Origin of the sequence: Blastomonas sp. CCH1-A6 (assembly GCF_001556365.1) — a bacterium.
Classification (GTDB): domain Bacteria; phylum Pseudomonadota; class Alphaproteobacteria; order Sphingomonadales; family Sphingomonadaceae; genus Blastomonas; species Blastomonas ursincola.
In genome coordinates this window covers 1-15,058 of the sequence record NZ_LSIS01000229.1, presented here as the reverse complement: position 1 = coordinate 15,058, position 15,058 = coordinate 1, and the positions used below count along the sequence as shown (strand labels likewise).

General features: G+C 63.5%; 29 protein-coding genes. 17 read left to right on the top strand and 12 right to left on the bottom strand.

The features are described from left to right. Positions 1–105 precede the first annotated feature (105 nt). Complete coding sequence (locus AX735_RS10035) at positions 106–942, top strand: hypothetical protein (RefSeq protein WP_066279292.1); 837 nt, start codon at positions 106–108, stop codon at positions 940–942. 23 nt (positions 943–965) lie between these two features. Here AX735_RS10035 and AX735_RS10030 read toward each other — a convergent pair whose 3' ends face one another. The 9 genes from AX735_RS10030 to AX735_RS09990 are packed head-to-tail and all read right to left on the bottom strand — an operon-like array spanning position 966 to position 5,720. Beyond that, positions 966–1,958, bottom strand: a complete 993-nt coding sequence (locus AX735_RS10030; RefSeq protein ID WP_066045574.1) for a hypothetical protein — start codon at positions 1,956–1,958, stop codon at positions 966–968. After that, positions 1,955–2,440 carry a hypothetical protein gene (locus tag AX735_RS10025; RefSeq protein ID WP_231730639.1) on the bottom strand — a complete coding sequence of 162 codons (486 nt, stop codon included), beginning with the start codon at positions 2,438–2,440 and terminating at the stop codon, positions 1,955–1,957. The genes AX735_RS10030 and AX735_RS10025 overlap by 4 nt, the downstream gene beginning before the upstream one ends. After that, positions 2,437–3,081, bottom strand: a complete 645-nt coding sequence (locus tag AX735_RS10020; protein ID WP_066270859.1) for a hypothetical protein — start codon at positions 3,079–3,081, stop codon at positions 2,437–2,439. Before AX735_RS10020 ends, AX735_RS10025 begins: the two co-directional genes overlap by 4 nt. Then, positions 3,078–3,668 (bottom strand): hypothetical protein, encoded by a 591-nt coding sequence (locus AX735_RS10015; protein ID WP_066120549.1) that lies wholly within the window; start codon positions 3,666–3,668, stop codon positions 3,078–3,080. Before AX735_RS10015 ends, AX735_RS10020 begins: the two co-directional genes overlap by 4 nt. Before the next feature lie 37 nt (positions 3,669–3,705). Next, a complete protein-coding gene (locus AX735_RS10010; RefSeq protein WP_066120552.1) occupies positions 3,706–3,903 on the bottom strand; it encodes a hypothetical protein in 198 nt (65 codons plus the stop codon). Then, positions 3,900–4,295, bottom strand: coding sequence for a hypothetical protein (locus tag AX735_RS10005; RefSeq protein WP_066045562.1), 396 nt, complete (start codon positions 4,293–4,295; stop codon positions 3,900–3,902). The genes AX735_RS10010 and AX735_RS10005 overlap by 4 nt, the downstream gene beginning before the upstream one ends. Next, the gene (locus AX735_RS10000; RefSeq protein WP_066045559.1) at positions 4,295–4,783 is read right to left on the bottom strand and encodes a phage regulatory CII family protein; all 489 of its coding nucleotides are present in this window, start codon (positions 4,781–4,783) and stop codon (positions 4,295–4,297) included. The genes AX735_RS10005 and AX735_RS10000 overlap by 1 nt, the downstream gene beginning before the upstream one ends. After that, entirely contained in the window at positions 4,780–5,181 is a 402-nt protein-coding gene (locus AX735_RS25020) for a hypothetical protein (RefSeq protein ID WP_156441532.1), read from the bottom strand. Before AX735_RS25020 ends, AX735_RS10000 begins: the two co-directional genes overlap by 4 nt. After that, complete coding sequence (locus tag AX735_RS09990; RefSeq protein WP_066270863.1) at positions 5,178–5,720, bottom strand: hypothetical protein; 543 nt, start codon at positions 5,718–5,720, stop codon at positions 5,178–5,180. Before AX735_RS09990 ends, AX735_RS25020 begins: the two co-directional genes overlap by 4 nt. Between AX735_RS09990 and AX735_RS09985 the strand changes: the two genes are divergently transcribed. Then, positions 5,719–6,432 carry a LexA family transcriptional regulator gene (locus tag AX735_RS09985; RefSeq protein ID WP_066045552.1) on the top strand — a complete coding sequence of 238 codons (714 nt, stop codon included), beginning with the start codon at positions 5,719–5,721 and terminating at the stop codon, positions 6,430–6,432. The two genes, AX735_RS09990 and AX735_RS09985, sit on opposite strands and share 2 nt — an antisense overlap. A gap of 4 nt (positions 6,433–6,436) precedes the next feature. Here AX735_RS09985 and AX735_RS09980 read toward each other — a convergent pair whose 3' ends face one another. Next, on the bottom strand, positions 6,437–7,186 hold the full coding sequence (locus AX735_RS09980) for a tellurite resistance TerB family protein (protein ID WP_066045549.1): 750 nt from the start codon (positions 7,184–7,186) through the stop codon (positions 6,437–6,439). Between the two features lie 95 nt (positions 7,187–7,281). Between AX735_RS09980 and AX735_RS09975 the strand changes: the two genes are divergently transcribed. From AX735_RS09975 to AX735_RS09925, 14 genes are all read left to right on the top strand, one after another. Beyond that, positions 7,282–7,506, top strand: a complete 225-nt coding sequence (locus AX735_RS09975) for a hypothetical protein (protein WP_156447460.1) — start codon at positions 7,282–7,284, stop codon at positions 7,504–7,506. Continuing rightward, positions 7,503–7,997, top strand: coding sequence for a hypothetical protein (locus AX735_RS09970; RefSeq protein ID WP_066045543.1), 495 nt, complete (start codon positions 7,503–7,505; stop codon positions 7,995–7,997). The genes AX735_RS09975 and AX735_RS09970 overlap by 4 nt, the downstream gene beginning before the upstream one ends. Next, entirely contained in the window at positions 7,994–8,143 is a 150-nt protein-coding gene (locus tag AX735_RS25015) for a hypothetical protein (protein ID WP_156441541.1), read from the top strand. The genes AX735_RS09970 and AX735_RS25015 overlap by 4 nt, the downstream gene beginning before the upstream one ends. Next, positions 8,140–8,304, top strand: coding sequence for a hypothetical protein (locus tag AX735_RS25010; RefSeq protein WP_156441542.1), 165 nt, complete (start codon positions 8,140–8,142; stop codon positions 8,302–8,304). The genes AX735_RS25015 and AX735_RS25010 overlap by 4 nt, the downstream gene beginning before the upstream one ends. Next, a complete protein-coding gene (locus AX735_RS09965; RefSeq protein ID WP_066045541.1) occupies positions 8,301–9,458 on the top strand; it encodes a DUF5131 family protein in 1,158 nt (385 codons plus the stop codon). Before AX735_RS25010 ends, AX735_RS09965 begins: the two co-directional genes overlap by 4 nt. Further along, positions 9,455–9,673 carry a hypothetical protein gene (locus AX735_RS09960; protein ID WP_066045536.1) on the top strand — a complete coding sequence of 73 codons (219 nt, stop codon included), beginning with the start codon at positions 9,455–9,457 and terminating at the stop codon, positions 9,671–9,673. The genes AX735_RS09965 and AX735_RS09960 overlap by 4 nt, the downstream gene beginning before the upstream one ends. Continuing rightward, positions 9,670–10,410, top strand: a complete 741-nt coding sequence (locus AX735_RS09955; protein WP_066120555.1) for a hypothetical protein — start codon at positions 9,670–9,672, stop codon at positions 10,408–10,410. The genes AX735_RS09960 and AX735_RS09955 overlap by 4 nt, the downstream gene beginning before the upstream one ends. Next, positions 10,403–10,903, top strand: a complete 501-nt coding sequence (locus tag AX735_RS09950) for a hypothetical protein (RefSeq protein ID WP_066045530.1) — start codon at positions 10,403–10,405, stop codon at positions 10,901–10,903. Before AX735_RS09955 ends, AX735_RS09950 begins: the two co-directional genes overlap by 8 nt. Further along, complete coding sequence (locus tag AX735_RS09945; RefSeq protein WP_066045527.1) at positions 10,900–11,241, top strand: hypothetical protein; 342 nt, start codon at positions 10,900–10,902, stop codon at positions 11,239–11,241. The genes AX735_RS09950 and AX735_RS09945 overlap by 4 nt, the downstream gene beginning before the upstream one ends. Next, positions 11,241–11,534 carry a helix-turn-helix domain-containing protein gene (locus AX735_RS09940; protein ID WP_066045525.1) on the top strand — a complete coding sequence of 98 codons (294 nt, stop codon included), beginning with the start codon at positions 11,241–11,243 and terminating at the stop codon, positions 11,532–11,534. The genes AX735_RS09945 and AX735_RS09940 overlap by 1 nt, the downstream gene beginning before the upstream one ends. Before the next feature lie 65 nt (positions 11,535–11,599). Beyond that, a complete protein-coding gene (locus AX735_RS09935) occupies positions 11,600–12,502 on the top strand; it encodes a tyrosine-type recombinase/integrase (RefSeq protein ID WP_066045522.1) in 903 nt (300 codons plus the stop codon). Between the two features lie 147 nt (positions 12,503–12,649). Next, positions 12,650–12,856 (top strand): hypothetical protein, encoded by a 207-nt coding sequence (locus AX735_RS25005; RefSeq protein WP_156441543.1) that lies wholly within the window; start codon positions 12,650–12,652, stop codon positions 12,854–12,856. Positions 12,857–12,863: 7 nt separating this feature from the next. Beyond that, entirely contained in the window at positions 12,864–13,073 is a 210-nt protein-coding gene (locus AX735_RS09930; RefSeq protein WP_066045519.1) for a hypothetical protein, read from the top strand. Positions 13,074–13,262: 189 nt separating this feature from the next. Next, positions 13,263–14,021 (top strand): queuosine precursor transporter, encoded by a 759-nt coding sequence (locus tag AX735_RS09925; protein WP_066279281.1) that lies wholly within the window; start codon positions 13,263–13,265, stop codon positions 14,019–14,021. A gap of 34 nt (positions 14,022–14,055) precedes the next feature. Here AX735_RS09925 and AX735_RS09920 read toward each other — a convergent pair whose 3' ends face one another. Continuing rightward, on the bottom strand, positions 14,056–14,244 hold the full coding sequence (locus AX735_RS09920) for a PspC domain-containing protein (RefSeq protein ID WP_066279275.1): 189 nt from the start codon (positions 14,242–14,244) through the stop codon (positions 14,056–14,058). A 46-nt stretch (positions 14,245–14,290) separates the two neighbouring features. Next, a complete protein-coding gene (locus tag AX735_RS26870) occupies positions 14,291–14,419 on the bottom strand; it encodes a hypothetical protein (RefSeq protein ID WP_273304901.1) in 129 nt (42 codons plus the stop codon). A 258-nt stretch (positions 14,420–14,677) separates the two neighbouring features. On the opposite strand from AX735_RS26870, the gene AX735_RS09915 reads away from it, so the two are divergent. Beyond that, on the top strand, positions 14,678–15,058 hold a 381-nt coding region (locus AX735_RS09915; RefSeq protein ID WP_156447459.1), incomplete at its 3' end, for an AAA family ATPase.

Below are 15,058 nucleotides of genomic sequence, written 5' to 3'. Positions count from 1 at the left end.
CCGGTCAGCATCCACAGACTGTCGAAGCACTGTTGAAACAGTCGAGCCCAGGCCTTGCCAGTCCTGGTCGGATGGGGCAGCTTCAAGTTGATAAGGGAGGGTGAAATGGCAACGCGTGTTCGAACGGGAATGGAAATGCCGACCGATCGAGGCTTGGTTGAGTTGCGCGTTGACGCAGCCACCGGCATGTCGGCAGGAGAATTCACGGGTCTCGTGACCGCTTTTGGCAAAGTTCTTGAGAACTATCTCAACTCTACCCAGCCATTGGAAGATCAGGACTGGGTGGCGATAATCGATTCGGTCGACAGCGGATCGTACCTGGTGCGCTTTATGGCAGCGGCAAAACGCGAATGGGAGGGGTTCCGCGAAGCCGCAGCGGAAATGGCTGGTTTCGTCAATTTGCCGGAAAACAGACTGGTCAGATGGGCCAGCTATGCGGCGATCGGCGAGTTTATGATCAACCTTGCCCAGGCGATGGCGAGTGTGCTCTCCAACGAGCCACCACCTGATTCCACTGTGAATGCCATGTGCGAAATAGTCATTGAAAGCGGTGCGACCATCACGGTGTCCGGCTCGGGATGCCCGCCCGTGACAATCAGCTCGAGTGATCTGAAAAAGGCGCCGGCCTTTGATGCGATTCCCTTGCCCGACGCCGTCCGGATGGTACTCGAACACAGCGACATTTATGTCAGTGACGAGGCCGCCTTGGGCCGGCATCGCGACATGACCGCTCTGGCGTTTTTTGGCGCTGGCAGAACGGTAAGAGTAATCGATGAGGCAGGACGGCAGTTTGACGCGGTCGAAATGTGGACCAGCAAATCCATTCAGGACCAGATGCTGGGCAACGCATCCCAGCGCTTCAAGCTGGTTGTTCAGCCGGTGTATGATCAGGGCCGCATCGCGTGCCTGTTTGTGCGTCGGGCCTATCCTATGCCCAGATAACTTGCGGAGCTTTTGCATCGACATCAGCCTTCGGTCGACTGGGCCGGTAGCATCAGCTCGGCCACGATCTCGCAGATGCTTTCCGAATATCGGCGGATGAACAGGTCCGCCCCGTCGCGCTCGATCGCCCCGCGATCGGCCAACGCCTGCACGTCGGTGCACTTCGCCGCCCCCAGCATCAGGATGCCCAGCGCATGCAGCCGCGCCTGCACCGCCAGCGCCGCCGCGATTTCATCGTCGCCACTCACCCTGTCGCCCCAGAGCGGATCAGGCCGCTCACCCAGCGCCCGCGCCCAGCTGCCCGGCTCACTCTCGTTATCGACCGTCACCGTGGCACCCGGTGCGAACGCCATGAACGGCTCGCAGCGTGCAGGCCCGTCCCAACCCGAAGCGCAGACAGCGTCATCCTCGGCAAAGCCGCGCACGACATGCGACATCGGCGGCAGGCTGGCTGGCAATGGGTCGACGGTGCGATAGACAGGCGATCCAAGCGTGAACGAATAGTCAGGCGTCCCGGCCTCCGAGAGGATGCGCAAACCCACGATGCGATCCTGATCCATGATCAGCGCCCCGGCCACGGCAGGGCCTTCAAACACCGGACCAGACCCGAGCGGCGCCTGCGACTGGAGCCAGGTTTTGGGTTCTTCGGACTTCGCGGGACTAAGCTCGTGATGCTGCTCGGCATCCATCGGCTTCAGGTCAGCCACCGACGTTCCCAGGTCGAAGGCGAACTTGTCCGCGTAGTCCGGCTGAGCCAGCGGCGTGTACCGGAATGTCATATTCGCAGGATCGATCTCATAGGAGACCACGCGAACACGCTGGCCTGCGACCAGTACCCAGTCTCCGACTGTAAAGGCCTCGCCCCAGAACAGGGGTCGATCGCGCGCCGTCATGGGCTGCCAATCGCTCCGTCCCTCGCCGGTCAGATGCCAATCCGAAGCGCAGCCCTCAGGCTCGCCCGCCATATCCACCGCCAGCCCCTCGGGCCGCGCCGCAATCATCCCGCTGCCGCTCATTCGCCGCACCCCTTGCCGGTCTTGCTGCTGTCTTCCGGGCTCGTGAATTCCTGCCAGGGCACCCAGCCTTTCGGGCAATGAAAGCCCCAGTCGCGCACCTTGGGCCCGGTGATGAACAGGCTGATCGCACTCTCGCCGGGCATGATCTCAAGCCGGTGAGCGTCGCTGGCCATCCGCGTCACCACATCGCCTGCATGCCGGGTAACGCGGATTTCCCCGCCGCCGGGCGCGGCCATATGCTCGACATAGCGCCCGCCGATCAGGACGCTGGTGTTCGACCACGGATGATCGTGCAGCGCGCGATCGTCGTCGCTGTGCAAGATGTGGTGCAAATAGACATTTGCCGACGGGTTGCGCGGGATCACGTACCAGCGACGCAGATAATCGTCGCCGATCACGAAGTCGGGAGCGCGACTGGCCATCAGCTCGTGCGCCCACGCTTGCATCTGCTCCAGCGATGCGAATTCAGGTATGCCGCTCACGCCACCATCTCCTCGATCGGTCGCCCCAGCGGGCGGTTGTATTTGCGCTGGTGCTCTGCCGCCTGCTGCGCGATCCATTCTCGGCGGCGGCGGTCGGCCTCGCCTCGGCGATCGGCCAGCGGGTCAAGGCCGGGCACTGCCGCCGCCACCGGCGCGGCCAGCTTGCGCGCACGGCTATGCTTTGGCGGTTGATATCGGTCGGGATTGGCCGCCATCAGCGCGCGATAGGCAGCGGCGGTCGATCGACCCACCGGCTGCGGAAAGTCGAGCAGCCGCATCAGCCCACCAGGCTGGCGATGCGCAGCCTTGGCCAGCACATCCAGCGGCGTGCCCGTACGCGCCAGCCATGCGCGGATTTCGTTGGCCAGAACGGCGGCCTGGGCGGCGGTCAGAAAATCGTTGCGCCCCCGGGGATCGGCCAGCCCATCGGGAAAGTCGCGGATCACCGCACGAATCGCCGCTGCATTCGCGCGCAGCAGCCCGCGCCCCTCGCCCAGCACGCGATGCCGCACCGCGTCAGTGACACCGATATGGCTGGCAACGCGCGTCCAGGGCGTGCCCGTGGCGCGCATCCATTCGTCCAGCTCGGCAAACACCGCGCGCGCGTCCTGATTGCTGATCGCGTCTCGAAACCCTCTCACCCCCCGGTCCTTTCCCGCCACAGCACGGCTCCGACCTGCCGATCGGCCGTGCGCTTTCCGCTCGAAACGATGGTCACCACGCGCCCGTCGAAGCTGCTGGCACTGGCCACCCGGATAAGGCCCGCCCGCATCAGCTTGGTGATCAGATACTGGGCACGGCTACGAGCATTCAGGTCGAGCTGGCGCGCCAGCTGCACATTGCTCGGGCAAGCCAGGCCAGCCTCCGCAGCCTCGGTCAGCAGCGCCAGCATCCGCCCCTCGTCGCTCGCGTCGAAATTCTCGGGCAGCGCCTGGGCCGGGCGCGAGACGGCGCGCCGCACCGGCCCTTCCATGCGCGATCGCGCGCGCGGCTGCACCGGCGGTTCCTTGCGCCGCGCGACATATTCGAGCGGCTTGCCGGCGCCCGCGCGGCGCTGGAACAGCACCACCTCGCCTTCTTCGGCCCATTGCCGTGCCAACAGCCCGGCAGGCGCATCGCGGCCCAGCGCGGGGCCGGTGGCATAGCGCAGCTCGTCGCCCGGCATCGCCGTTTCCAGCCACGCCTCCATCACGCCGATATCGGCATAGAGCGTCAGCGGCCCCAGCACGAACCGCGGCTCACCAGATGCAGGCAGGGACGCGCGCTCAGGCATTGTCATCCTCTGCGTCGCCCTGGTCGGGATAGAGCAGATAGGGCCACAGCAGCACGCCGCCGATCACCACCGGAATGTCGCTGGCGCTGAGCGGCTCGCCCGCCAGCTCGGACTTGAAGGCAATGCGCATCACGATGCCGCCGGCGACGAGCCAGCCCAGCGCGAGGCCCAGCATGAACCCGCCCATCATGCTGCCGTCTCCCGCTTGGGCAGCGGCGCGCACCCTAGCAGGAATTCGCGAAACTCGGCTTCGCAGGCGGTGTGATCCGGAACCACCTTGCGGAAGGTGTTGCTCTGGTAAGACCAGCCATCCATGCCTTCGAGCGCCAGCCAATAGGCAAGCAGCCCCTCACCCGTCTCGAATGCGGCGGGCTTGATGTCTTCGACCACTTGCAGCACGCGATAGATGCGCCCCTTTATCGGCAGGGGCGCACCCGGGTGCGGCTTCCAGCTATCGATCATGCACAGTGCAAGATCCCCGCGCGCCCAGTTGCCATTCGCGCGGCAATCGATCGGAGCCGCGCGGGCTGGCGCCTGCGGCTCTGCCTTGCGCCCGAAAGGCCAGAAATCGCGCCAGCCCATCACAGGCCTCCCTTGCCATCGCGGTCGACCATCAGCGTCACCGCCTGTTTCAGTTCCACGGACTTCGCGATCAGCTCGTCGAGCTGGCGGTGGATCGCGCTTTCCTCGCGCGGTGAGACGCGGTCATCGCAAAGCGCGCGGTCGATCTCGCGCGCGACATCGCCGAGCTCGGCGGAAAGGCGCATCACGCCCGCGCGCAGCTCACCGTCGCTGGCCCCCGCATCGGGCAGCGGCACGAACACACCGCCCGCCAGGCGGCAAAGCTCGCTCGTGACCTGCGGCGCACCTGCTGTGCCGCGCGTCACCCGCTCCAGCGCCGCGACCGCCTCGATCGGCATCGAATAGTCTGCGTCGTTGATGCTGGCCCAGCGCGCGATCGTGCTCTTGCCCTTGGCCAGAATGTCAGCCGCCGCCTCGATCCCGCCGGTGGCACTCACCAGGTCCTTTGCGGCTGCCTTCAGCCGCTGCTGCCACACCGCCAGGGTCATCGTGCAGCCTCCGGGGTGGCGTTTGCCGACGCCACCCCTTCGGCTACAGTCGCGTTGGGACCCACGACTGAAAGGATCGGCCAGCCATGACTGACAACAGCTTCTCCGCCACAATCCATTGCGATTGCGGCCACAAGTTTGATGTACCCCTCGCTGGGCAATATCCGGAGGATGTCGTGATCCTCTGCCCCGCCTGCGGTTCGGAGCGCAATTTCGACGCGGAAGAGATCGCGCTCATCCGTGAGGCCGAGGCCATAGCGATCCGAAAGGCCCGTGAGGCCTTCAAGGGCTTCCAATAGACCTGCCCCTGCCAAGGCTCGATGCAGCGCATCGAAGCTCTGCTCTGCGGCAGCCATGGTCAGCGCGCACTGCCTGATGCTGAGTGAAATGGTTTTCATGCCCCCACCTCCCGACCTTGGGCGGCCTCCGGGGTGGCGGTGATCGCATGCGCCACCCCTTCGGCTGCACGGCGGGAGAAGGGCCCGCCGACAACTGGATCAACCCCATGATCATCCGGGGAAACTTTCTCCGCGCTTCCCGGTGACATCTGCGCAGACTGGCCGATACTGGCCATGTCATGCAGCAGAACCCGGCATTCCTGCGGAACCTCCGCATCAGGCCAATTGGCAGGTTGGGCCAGCCAGTTGAGCAATCGCTCGTAATTCTGCTGGGTGATCGTCTTGCCTGCGCGCAGGCGCTCGAACACCCCGCTGGAAAACAGGGCACGATTCCCAAGCGTGGAGTGATTTGTGCCGGTCACTGCGACCCATTGGTCTGCAATCCGCCAGAGCACGGGTAGCAATGAAATGGGTGGCACCACGGAACTCGCCTCGATAGCGTTAAACACACCGGTAAAAATACCGGTATTTGCCACGGGGTCAACCGGAAAAGATAACACCTCGAATTGCCGTCGTTTTGGCGGCATTAATGCCGTCATGTCTGACGAAACAATCTTGCAACAACGCATCAAGCAGAAGCTGGACGAAAAGGGCCTTTCTGCCTGGAAAGCATCGATGCTTGCCACTGGCGGTCCGGATGCCGTGCGGCAGATATTGGCCGGCCACGAACCCCGCGCCGATCGACTGGCAAAGCTGGCTGAGCTGTTCGAAGTCACCACCGATTGGCTGATCGGCAAAGACGAGCTAGCGCCGCAGCGCACCCGCGATGTGGGCATTCCCTTCAAGGGATTGGAGACGCCGCGCAACGTGCCGGTCTATGGCACCGCGCTTGGCTCAGACACGCACCCCGATCCCGATCAACCCGAGATTCCTATCGAGATGCACGAAGTCGAGATGGGTGAGGCAGTCGACTGGCTGCGCAGACCACCCAACATCATGGGGCGGCAGGACATATACGGACTGTACGTGGCGGGCACATCCATGTCGCCGCGCTACGAGCCGGGCGATCCAGTCTATGTTGACCCCAAGCGGCCACCGCGCATCGGCGACGATGTCATCGTGCAGCTCGCGCACGATAACGGCGATGGCGGCCAAACCATCGTATGCGCCCTCATCAAGCGCCTGGTGAGACAGAGCGCGACCTTCATTGAGTTAGAGCAGTTTGAGCCTCGCCAGACTTTTCGCGTGATGCGGCAGCAGGTCGCCGCGGTTCATCGCGTCATGCCCTGGGCAGAGCTTGTAACCATCTGACGGATCAAGCTTGCGATAAATAGTCGATCGCAGCGCGCATCCAGTGCAGCTCGTGCGCGTGCAAGCGGCCATCTGCAACCATGACCCGCTCGAGATACGGCACGATGATCCGCGTAAGCGCCTGCGACTGCCGCGCGCGCTCCAGCGCCACGAAGAAAGATTCGCTGTCTGGAGCGATGCGGTCTGCAGCGGCACGGATTTCGTTGAGGGGCAGATCGGCCAAGGTCTCGCATCGTAGCCAGAATGACGTGACCAGCTGCTCGACAACTTCCAGCTCGGCTTCGTGCACCTCACCATCGCATCTTGCCATGAACATCAGAACGATAAGCCCGGCACGCAGATCTGCATGATGACAGGGCGAAAGCCCCCAGTGCAACGGCGCATCCTGCACATGCCATTGACCAAAACGGGCGAAATAGCTGCTCCCATCGCCCAGCGTCTCGCCGCTGACCGCGTCACTGACCTCTGAAATCCTGTCGAGTCGAAACCGGCGGTGCGCTTTCCGATGAAGGCACCAGGCAAACAGATACTGCACGCCCTGAAGATCCTCCAACCGAGTGCATGTCAGCTGGCGGGTGCTCGGGCGTCCGCGCGAGTCGACATAGGTAACGATGCAGTTGTGCCCAGCGATCGACAGCTCCGGCAGTGCCTCGGCCGGCGGCTCGTCTTCCTGATCAGGCAGATCGGGCGACCAATCCGGCGGCGCTTTTGCACCTGCGATCCGAAATGAAATCAGGCTTTTGATGTCAACCATGCGCACCGTCTCCCGGCATGAGCATACCGCAGCTTGACGCGGCACACATACCGGTATATTTAACGCGGTATTGTTTCGGCAAACGAGAGGCGAACATGCTCAAGGCACCAGCTCAGTTCCCGCACCCCGGGAGCTTCGGTTACGAACGCAGGACCGGTAACCAGGTCCGCATCATCAGCGCGAATGACGACGGCACGGTCACCGTGACCGGCAACAGCCCGCGCCATGGCCAGGCCAGCGGCACCCGCCCCCTCTCCCCCGCCACCCTTTGCGAAAGCTGGCCTCCCAAGCGCCGGTACAACCGGACGGCTGCGGCATGAGCTACGCGCGCATGGATCACGCCCAATGGGTTGAGCAGAAGAACCAGGCTGCCAACCAGATTTACGCGAAGCGCAAATCGTATCGCCCGGCGCCGGAAAAGCTGACCGAGTTTCAGGCCAAGGTGATGGACATCTGCGGCATGGTCGGCGGCGGCATCTACAACGCTCCGATCAACTGGGAAAAAGTCCAGTGGGGCGTCGGCCACAATCATTCTGCAATGTTTGTGCCGTGGCGGGATGGCCGGATGGCAACCTTCGATTTCTTCCCCCTGACGCTTCTGGTGCTGCTCGCCCACGAAGCGCGCATCCGCGTCGAAATCCGCGCCAAATCGGCAGGCAATTTTGAGCTGTCGTTCTTCCAGCGCTCGCACGAGGGCGGAATGAACAGCCGACACCCGAGCATTGACGAGGCTGTGGCAGCTTTCCGCGACTATCTCGGCGAAGGACACCGCGTGTCTTATGTCGCACCTGTCGAGAGTGTCGCAGCATGACCCGCGCCCAGGCACACGAAATCGCCGCCGCGCTGATGGACATCAAGGGCTGGCTACGCGAGCTGGGCGATGCGCTGATCGTGCTGTCTGTCCTGTTGGTGACCGGCCTCGCCCTGTTCAACGCCCTGCGCGCAGGTGCGGCATGACCATCGCCCGCTATCGCCCCGAACACCGCCCCGCCTCGCGCGGCCCGGTGATCGTGATGAACACCGGTATGACCCGCGTACACGAGGGCGACTGGTCGATCCTCCAGCCCGACGGCACCCGCCAGCGCTGGATCCCCGAAGCGAGAAAGGCCGGAGCATGACGAGCATCGAATGGACCGAGGCGACGTGGAACCCGATCGCCGGATGCAGCGTGCTCTCGCCTGGCTGCACCAACTGCTACGCCATGCGCACCGCCGCGCGCCTGGGCCGGATAAAGGCCACTGCGCCGGTCTATGCCGGGCTCACCCAGCCCAGCAAGGCAGGCCCGGTCTGGACCGGCAGGATCGAGGTGAACGAAAAGGCGATGCTCGAGCCGCTGCGCCGGGCTAAGCCGACCATGTACTTCGTCAACAGCATGTCGGACCTGTTCCATGAATCGGTGCCCGACGAGGTGATCGACCGCGTGTTCGCCGTGATGGCGCTCTGCGCACCCCGGTTGCTTCCCAACGGCGAGCGTTGGGAAGGGCACACCTTCCAGATACTCACCAAGCGCAGCAATCGCATGCGGGCCTATTTGTCAAAGCACCGCTGGCACTTCTGGGCAGCCATCGGTCGCGCGATCGATACTGATCGGTGGCAAAGGCTCTGCCCGATCATGGGCGGTGATTGCACACCCCTCCCCAACGTCTGGCTTGGCGTGTCGGTCGAGGACCAGAAGCGCGCCGACGAACGCATCGACGATCTGGAAGCCACGCCCGCTGCCGTCCGGTTCCTTAGCATTGAGCCGATGCTGGGACGAATTGACCTGAGCAGGTGGCTGGTATGCCCGAACGCTCTCGATGGCTTGTCCATGGACCCCAGCACCGGCGCCTATGAGTGCTGCACGAATTGCGATTGGACCGGGGTAATAGGCTCGATCGACTGGGTCATCGTCGGCGGCGAAAGCGGCCCCGCTGCGCGCCCGATGCACCCCGACTGGGCCCGCTGCCTGCGCGACCAGTGCGCCGCCGCCGGCGTACCGTTCTTCTTCAAGCAGTGGGGCGAGTGGGCACCGGTCTGCGAGATGACCGAAGAGCAGACCGACGCCTGCTACCATCCAGCGCCGATCAACAGGCCAGATGCCTCCCGGCGCCTGCGCCGCAAGCAATGCGTGCTCCATGCCGATGGTCATCGGTTCGATGGTGAAGCGATGTTTCGCCCTCCGGCATTCGAGCAGGGCAGGCGTGCGATGACGATGTTCGCGATCGGCAAGAAGCGCGCAGGCCGCCTGCTCGACGGCGTAACGCACGATGCCATGCCGCAGGTGATGCCATGAACTGGGCCGATATCCTGATGGCGGTCTATCTCGCTGGCGTCGTCGTCGCACTGTTCTGCGCCGGCTTCTGGTGGCAGCGGCTTAGCAAGTCCAACCAGGTCTGGATTGTCCCGATTTCTGCAGGCTGGCCGTTCGTGCTTGCCGCTGGGGCTATCTTGGCCATCGGGTTCATCCCGTTCTGGCTGGGCAGGAAATCGCGGGAGTGGGCGCGATGAGCGACCGCCCGATCCTATTCAGCGCGCCGATGGTGCGCGCCCTGCTCGCTGGCACCAAGACGCAGACGCGGCGGGTGTTGAAGCCGCAGCCTGCTCGCAAGATCATCCCATGTCATTTCAGCGACACCGGATGGGCGAACGCCACAGCAGACGAGCTCGGCTGCACTTGCGAGCCCTTTCCTAGTCCGCGCTTCGCAGTCGGTGACCGGCTCTGGGTCAAGGAATCGTGGTGGATCGCCACCCGCTACTCGTACGGCACGACGCCCGGCGGCGATGAGCTGCCGCCGCCGCAGCTTGCCTACCGTCGCGGTGATCCCGTTCACTATGCCGCGGACGGCAATCCCCCCAACTGCGCGAACCGGCATTATGGCCCGGACGGGTTGCGCGGTCGCATGTTCGCCGCTCCCGACCCATACGCGGTTTGGCATCGCAAGGTGTCGATCCACATGCCCCGTTGGGCAAGTCGCCTCACTCTGACCGTCACCGATGTTCGGGTCGAGCGGCTGCAGGACATCAGCAGGGACGACGCGATCGCAGAGGGGTTAACGCACAAAGCCGGCGTGATTGAGCCGGATTGGTGGATGCTGCCGGAGCCTCTGCATCAGGGCAGATGGCTTTCGCCCGTCGCTGCCTACCGTTTCCTCTGGAACGAGATCAACGGCCCCGGCGCATGGGACGCCAACCCCTGGGTGGTCGCCGTGTCCTTCGAGGTGCGGAAGGGCAAGATCGATGCCTGACACCCCCTTTATCACCCGCGAGCTCGACCGCCGCATCGCCATGGCCACGCGGGCGATCAAACAGGGCAGCGTCAACAGCGTCTCGGCCAACCGCGCGCTGATGCCCTGGGCAGCGGCAGAGGCGTGGATCGTCGGCGGCCCCGGCCATGGCATCAGCCCGCGCGATCGTCAGTCGCGCGCCGATGACCTTTGCCCGCTGTCAGACACCATCGCAGAGCTGACGCGCGCGCGCGACACCGTGATAACGAAGATCGAGCGCGAAGGCCGCGTCGACCTGGGCACCCGCTTCCTCGGCCTGACCGATGCGCTGCGCTCGCTGCATCGCCTGCAGGCGCTGCGCCAGGCCTTCCGCGCATGGCGCCCCGCACCCGACCATTTGCCCGATGCCGGCAAAATGGTTCGCCCATCATTTCCGCAACCCGCCCCCAGCCTTCTCGCCGACATGTTCGGCCCCGATGGCAAGCCCCTGCCGATCGAAAGGAAAGTCGCGTGAAAAGTCTCGTTGCCATCGACTTTGCCTGCAACGATCCTGACAACGGCCTGTTCGCCGGGCGCGCAGCCATGGCCACTTATGGCGATGTCGAGATCGAAGCGCCCAATTTCGATGCTGGCTACAAGTTCGCGGCCACCGGAACACATATCCGCATCCATCGCCGGGACTTCGCGATCTACGATGCCCGCGACTGGGTCGGCAATTGGTGCTGGAACCGATACTGGTTGCGACGGCCGCATGCCAAGGCATTGCTGATCACACTACGCGACAATGGCTGGCGCGTAACCTGCGGCCCTTGTCGGTTCTTTGACTGGTGGAATGGCAGGGAACACGGCTGATGGCATCCGCGCCCGATCCTATCCTGCTGCGCGAGGAAGAAGCCGCCGCGATGATCGCGCTGTCGGCGCGCACGCTGCGCGATCTGCGCAAGGCAGGAAAGGTTGACTATGTGAAGGTGGGAGCGTCTGTTCGCTATCTTGCAGAGGATCTGGTCGATTTCGCCAAGAGGCACCGCACATGCGAATCCACAAAAGAGAAGGCTCCCCCTACTGGTGGTACGCGTTCACCCACAACGGTCACCGATATCGCGGCAGCACGAAAGCTGAGAGAAAAGCAGACGCGCAGGCGATAGCCGCCGCCCTGCTGGCCGATCTGAAGGCCGCGCCCCAGCGCCCTGAAAGCTGGAAGCTCACCCATGTGCTGGGCACCTACTACACCGACCACGCCCAGCACCTGAAAAGCCACAGCTTCATCTGGCAGAAGATCACGCTGTTCGATTCGCGCCTCGATACCCAGCAGCCGCTTGACCGCCTGACCACGCGCCAGCTGATGGACTATCGGGCCAAGCGCCGCGGCGACGGCATCGATCGCCCGACCATCAACCGCGACATGGCGGTGCTGAAGGCCGCAATCAACCACGCGGTCAATGCGCACGGCCTGGCCGCGCCGTCGATCGACTGGAAGCGCCTGCGCTATCCGGAGAACGAACACCGCGTCCGCTTCCTCAGCCACGAGGAATTCGACACGCTGATCGCCGCGGCGGATCCCGGCATGCAGCTGGCGATCACGGCGGCGGTCACCACGGGCCTGCGCAAGACGGCGATGCTGGGCATTGAATGGCACCAGGTCGACCTGCGCGGCCGCACGATCACGATTCCCAAGGGCAAGGGCAGGAAGCCCCAGGTGGTCGGCATTGCCGAGCCGCTGCTGAAACTGCTGAAGGACCATCGCGCTAGCCAGACCGCCGCCGTCGCCGGCAAGCCGGGCGAGCGCGCGGACGAAGGCACCCCCAGGGTGGTGCAGCTGCGCGGCCCGGTCTTCGACCAGACCAACTTCCGCAAGCGCTGGGACAAGGCTCGCGCGACAGCAGGGCTGGTCGACTTCCACTGGCACGATCTGCGCCACACCTTCGCCACCTGGGCGCGCCAGGGCGGTGCCGACCTGCTCGAGCTGCAAAAGGCCATGGCCCACAGCTCGATCGCGGTCACCGCCCGCTACATGCACATCGGCGCGGAGGAAACTGTCACCGCCTTCGACAGGGCGGCCTCGGCGATCAGCAGGGGCAAAGCAGCAGAAGGCGAGCAGGAGAAGTCCGCATAACTCCGTTCAAACCCGATGCGACCGAAGTCAGGGCAAATGGCCACAACTTGCGCTGGAGCGATCAGGCTATCGGGGACCTTGAAAAAGGTTCGACCTTTTCAAACCTGCGGACTATATCCATTGCAATGTCAAATATGGGAGAGGCCAATGCCGCGCAGCGTTCATGAGATTGCTACCGATTTGAGACAGGCTGTGTCTGTCATGACTAATCTAACCGCCGAAATGGCTGAATTTGCGAGCGGCAAGGCCCCGACCGGCAGGACACCAAAAATTGAAGTTCGCCTCGACGACGGGCGAGTCGTCGAGCTGGGAGCACTGGCCAATGAACTGCTTGCAGCGGCGGGCGGCGAATGAGGGCGCCATGGTAAATGCTTTTGTTGAATGGGCCGTGCGCTACATCGAAGAAATCGATCAGCGGTTACCTTTCCTTGAAGATCGCCGAATTACTACAAGCGAAATGCGGAATGGTATTCGAACGGATACCACCCAACAGCAGGTCGATGAACTGAAACGCCAAAAAGCCGAACTTTACGACCTGATCGCAAGGCACAACGCTGCCAGAGCAGACTAACGCCAGCGGCTAGCACAAGAAAATTGACACAAAAATTGGCACAAAATGCCAATAAATCCTTTTTTTTCAATGCTATCCGCGAAGATTAGAAGTCTCGTGCTCTATCCAGCTGAGCTAAGGGCGCGCGCCTTGGTGTGGGCGCAATAGCGGGCTTTGCAGGTGGGTGCAAACCGCGATATGGCTTGGGCGATGCAAAGCCCATCTGCCGAACCCGCCGCCGTCAGCCACAGCCTGCAACCGGGCATCGGCTTCGATCCCGCCACGCACCGCTTCCGCTATTACGATTTCGTCATGGCGGCTTTCGTCACGGTGCTGCTGCTGTCGAACGTCATCGGCGCGGCCAAGCCGACCTTCATCACCATCGCCGGACAGCAATGGGTCTATGGCGCGGGCATCCTGTTCTTTCCGCTGGGCTATGTCATCGGCGACGTGCTCACCGAAATCTATGGCTATGCCCGCGCGCGCCGCGTGATCTGGGCAGGGTTCGGCGCGCTGCTGTTCATGGCGTTCATGAGCTGGGTGGTGGTGAGCCTGCCCCCGGCGGAAGGCTGGGACGGTCAGGCGGCTTATGAATCGGTCTTCGGCCAGGTTCCCAGGATCGTCTTCGCCTCGATCGTCGCCTTCTGGGCGGGCGAGTTCGTCAACAGCTATGTCATGGCGCGGATGAAGATCTGGACGGCGGGCAAGCTGCTCTGGACCCGCACGATCGGCTCGACGGTGGTCGGCCAGGGTGTCGACAGCCTGATCTTCTATCCGCTTGCCTTTTACGGCGAATGGGAGACGAGCCAGGTCATCACGGTCATGATCACCAACTGGCTGCTCAAGGTGAGCTGGGAAGTGGTGCTGACGCCGGTGACCTATGCCGTGGTCGGCTGGCTGAAGCGGCGCGAAGGGGTAGAGGTGTTCGATACCGCCACCGATTTCACGCCGTTCAGCACGAAGGTCTGATCGGGGGTCTGATCCGGCATCCGGCGCTCCCGGCTCAGCGGTCCGAGGCGATCAGGCCGATCACCAGATAGATCAGCACCGGCGCGCCGATGCCGAACAATGCGGCGAGCACGAAGGCGATGCGGATCAGGTTCACATCCCAGTCGAAATAGTTGGCGATGCCGGAGCACACGCCCATCAGCTTGCCGTTCGACTTGTCGAGATGGAAAGAGCGGTTGTTCATGATGGTTTCCCTTTAAACCTTGAATGTGATGGCAGCGTGTCGACGATCAGACGATCATCGCCGACATCGTACCGATTTCCGCCGGACCTACGCTCAGTCCGATGAAAAGTGCCGAGGTGGCGAAAGCGCAGATGGCAGCGACGAGATTGGTGTTGAACTGCGAGAGCGAGAACATGATGCGGGTCCTTTCAGAGTGTCTGCGTGTCCCTTCGGTCCGTCCGTCGGGAGATGCCGGATACTCTGCACAGGGCGTGCCAGATTGAAAAACCCATATATTTCTGATGCTTGCACAGGATGAAACATTTCTTGCTGCAGGCTGAATGCGAAATTTTGGGAATATTCACGATGTTTTGGGGTGAGACCATTCCCGCCGTGCCGCGCCTCGCCGATTTTGCGCGCATGGCTCGGTTCATGGCGCTATAGCGGGCCGCAGATGGCGCTTTCTTCCCTCTCGCTGACCCAGTTCCGCAACCATGAGGCGACCCGGCTTCAGGCGGGCGCGCGGTTCAACGTGATCTGGGGCGACAATGGCGCGGGCAAGACCAACATCCTGGAGGCGATCTCGCTGCTCGCACCGGGCCGGGGCATGCGCCGCGCCGACATCCAGCAGATGGCCCGGCAGCAGGGACCGGGCGGGTTCACGGTCGCCGCCGCACTCATGGACGACGAGGTGCGCATCGGCACCGGTACCAGCGCCGACGCGCCATCGCGGCGGCAGGTGCGCGTCAATGGCGCCGCGGCGGCAGCGAACAGCCTGGCCGATTGGCTCGCCGTCGTCTGGCTGACCCCGGCGATGGATCGGCTGTTCCTGGAA

Excerpts from the sequence above, each read along its gene's own strand:
- AX735_RS25005 (WP_156441543.1), top strand. The coding sequence starts at position 12,650 with ATGCCGCGCAGCGTTCATGAGATTGCTACCGATTTGAGACAGGCTGTG.
- AX735_RS09960 (WP_066045536.1), top strand. The coding sequence starts at position 9,455 with ATGAACTGGGCCGATATCCTGATGGCGGTCTATCTCGCTGGCGTCGTC.
- AX735_RS09950 (WP_066045530.1), top strand. The coding sequence starts at position 10,403 with ATGCCTGACACCCCCTTTATCACCCGCGAGCTCGACCGCCGCATCGCC.
- AX735_RS10000 (WP_066045559.1), bottom strand. The coding sequence starts at position 4,783 with ATGACCCTGGCGGTGTGGCAGCAGCGGCTGAAGGCAGCCGCAAAGGAC.
- AX735_RS10030 (WP_066045574.1), bottom strand. The coding sequence starts at position 1,958 with ATGAGCGGCAGCGGGATGATTGCGGCGCGGCCCGAGGGGCTGGCGGTG.
- AX735_RS09965 (WP_066045541.1), top strand. The coding sequence starts at position 8,301 with ATGACGAGCATCGAATGGACCGAGGCGACGTGGAACCCGATCGCCGGA.
- AX735_RS09985 (WP_066045552.1), top strand. The coding sequence starts at position 5,719 with ATGTCTGACGAAACAATCTTGCAACAACGCATCAAGCAGAAGCTGGAC.
- AX735_RS25020 (WP_156441532.1), bottom strand. The coding sequence starts at position 5,181 with ATGAAAACCATTTCACTCAGCATCAGGCAGTGCGCGCTGACCATGGCT.
- AX735_RS09970 (WP_066045543.1), top strand. The coding sequence starts at position 7,503 with ATGAGCTACGCGCGCATGGATCACGCCCAATGGGTTGAGCAGAAGAAC.
- AX735_RS25010 (WP_156441542.1), top strand. The coding sequence starts at position 8,140 with ATGACCATCGCCCGCTATCGCCCCGAACACCGCCCCGCCTCGCGCGGC.
- AX735_RS10010 (WP_066120552.1), bottom strand. The coding sequence starts at position 3,903 with ATGATGGGCGGGTTCATGCTGGGCCTCGCGCTGGGCTGGCTCGTCGCC.
- AX735_RS09930 (WP_066045519.1), top strand. The coding sequence starts at position 12,864 with ATGGTAAATGCTTTTGTTGAATGGGCCGTGCGCTACATCGAAGAAATC.
- AX735_RS09980 (WP_066045549.1), bottom strand. The coding sequence starts at position 7,186 with ATGGTTGACATCAAAAGCCTGATTTCATTTCGGATCGCAGGTGCAAAA.
- AX735_RS25015 (WP_156441541.1), top strand. The coding sequence starts at position 7,994 with ATGACCCGCGCCCAGGCACACGAAATCGCCGCCGCGCTGATGGACATC.
- AX735_RS09920 (WP_066279275.1), bottom strand. The coding sequence starts at position 14,244 with ATGAACAACCGCTCTTTCCATCTCGACAAGTCGAACGGCAAGCTGATG.
- AX735_RS10005 (WP_066045562.1), bottom strand. The coding sequence starts at position 4,295 with ATGGGCTGGCGCGATTTCTGGCCTTTCGGGCGCAAGGCAGAGCCGCAG.
- AX735_RS09925 (WP_066279281.1), top strand. The coding sequence starts at position 13,263 with ATGCAAAGCCCATCTGCCGAACCCGCCGCCGTCAGCCACAGCCTGCAA.
- AX735_RS09940 (WP_066045525.1), top strand. The coding sequence starts at position 11,241 with ATGGCATCCGCGCCCGATCCTATCCTGCTGCGCGAGGAAGAAGCCGCC.
- AX735_RS09955 (WP_066120555.1), top strand. The coding sequence starts at position 9,670 with ATGAGCGACCGCCCGATCCTATTCAGCGCGCCGATGGTGCGCGCCCTG.
- AX735_RS26870 (WP_273304901.1), bottom strand. The coding sequence starts at position 14,419 with ATGTTCTCGCTCTCGCAGTTCAACACCAATCTCGTCGCTGCCATCTGC.
- AX735_RS09990 (WP_066270863.1), bottom strand. The coding sequence starts at position 5,720 with ATGACGGCATTAATGCCGCCAAAACGACGGCAATTCGAGGTGTTATCT.
- AX735_RS10035 (WP_066279292.1), top strand. The coding sequence starts at position 106 with ATGGCAACGCGTGTTCGAACGGGAATGGAAATGCCGACCGATCGAGGC.
- AX735_RS09975 (WP_156447460.1), top strand. The coding sequence starts at position 7,282 with ATGCTCAAGGCACCAGCTCAGTTCCCGCACCCCGGGAGCTTCGGTTAC.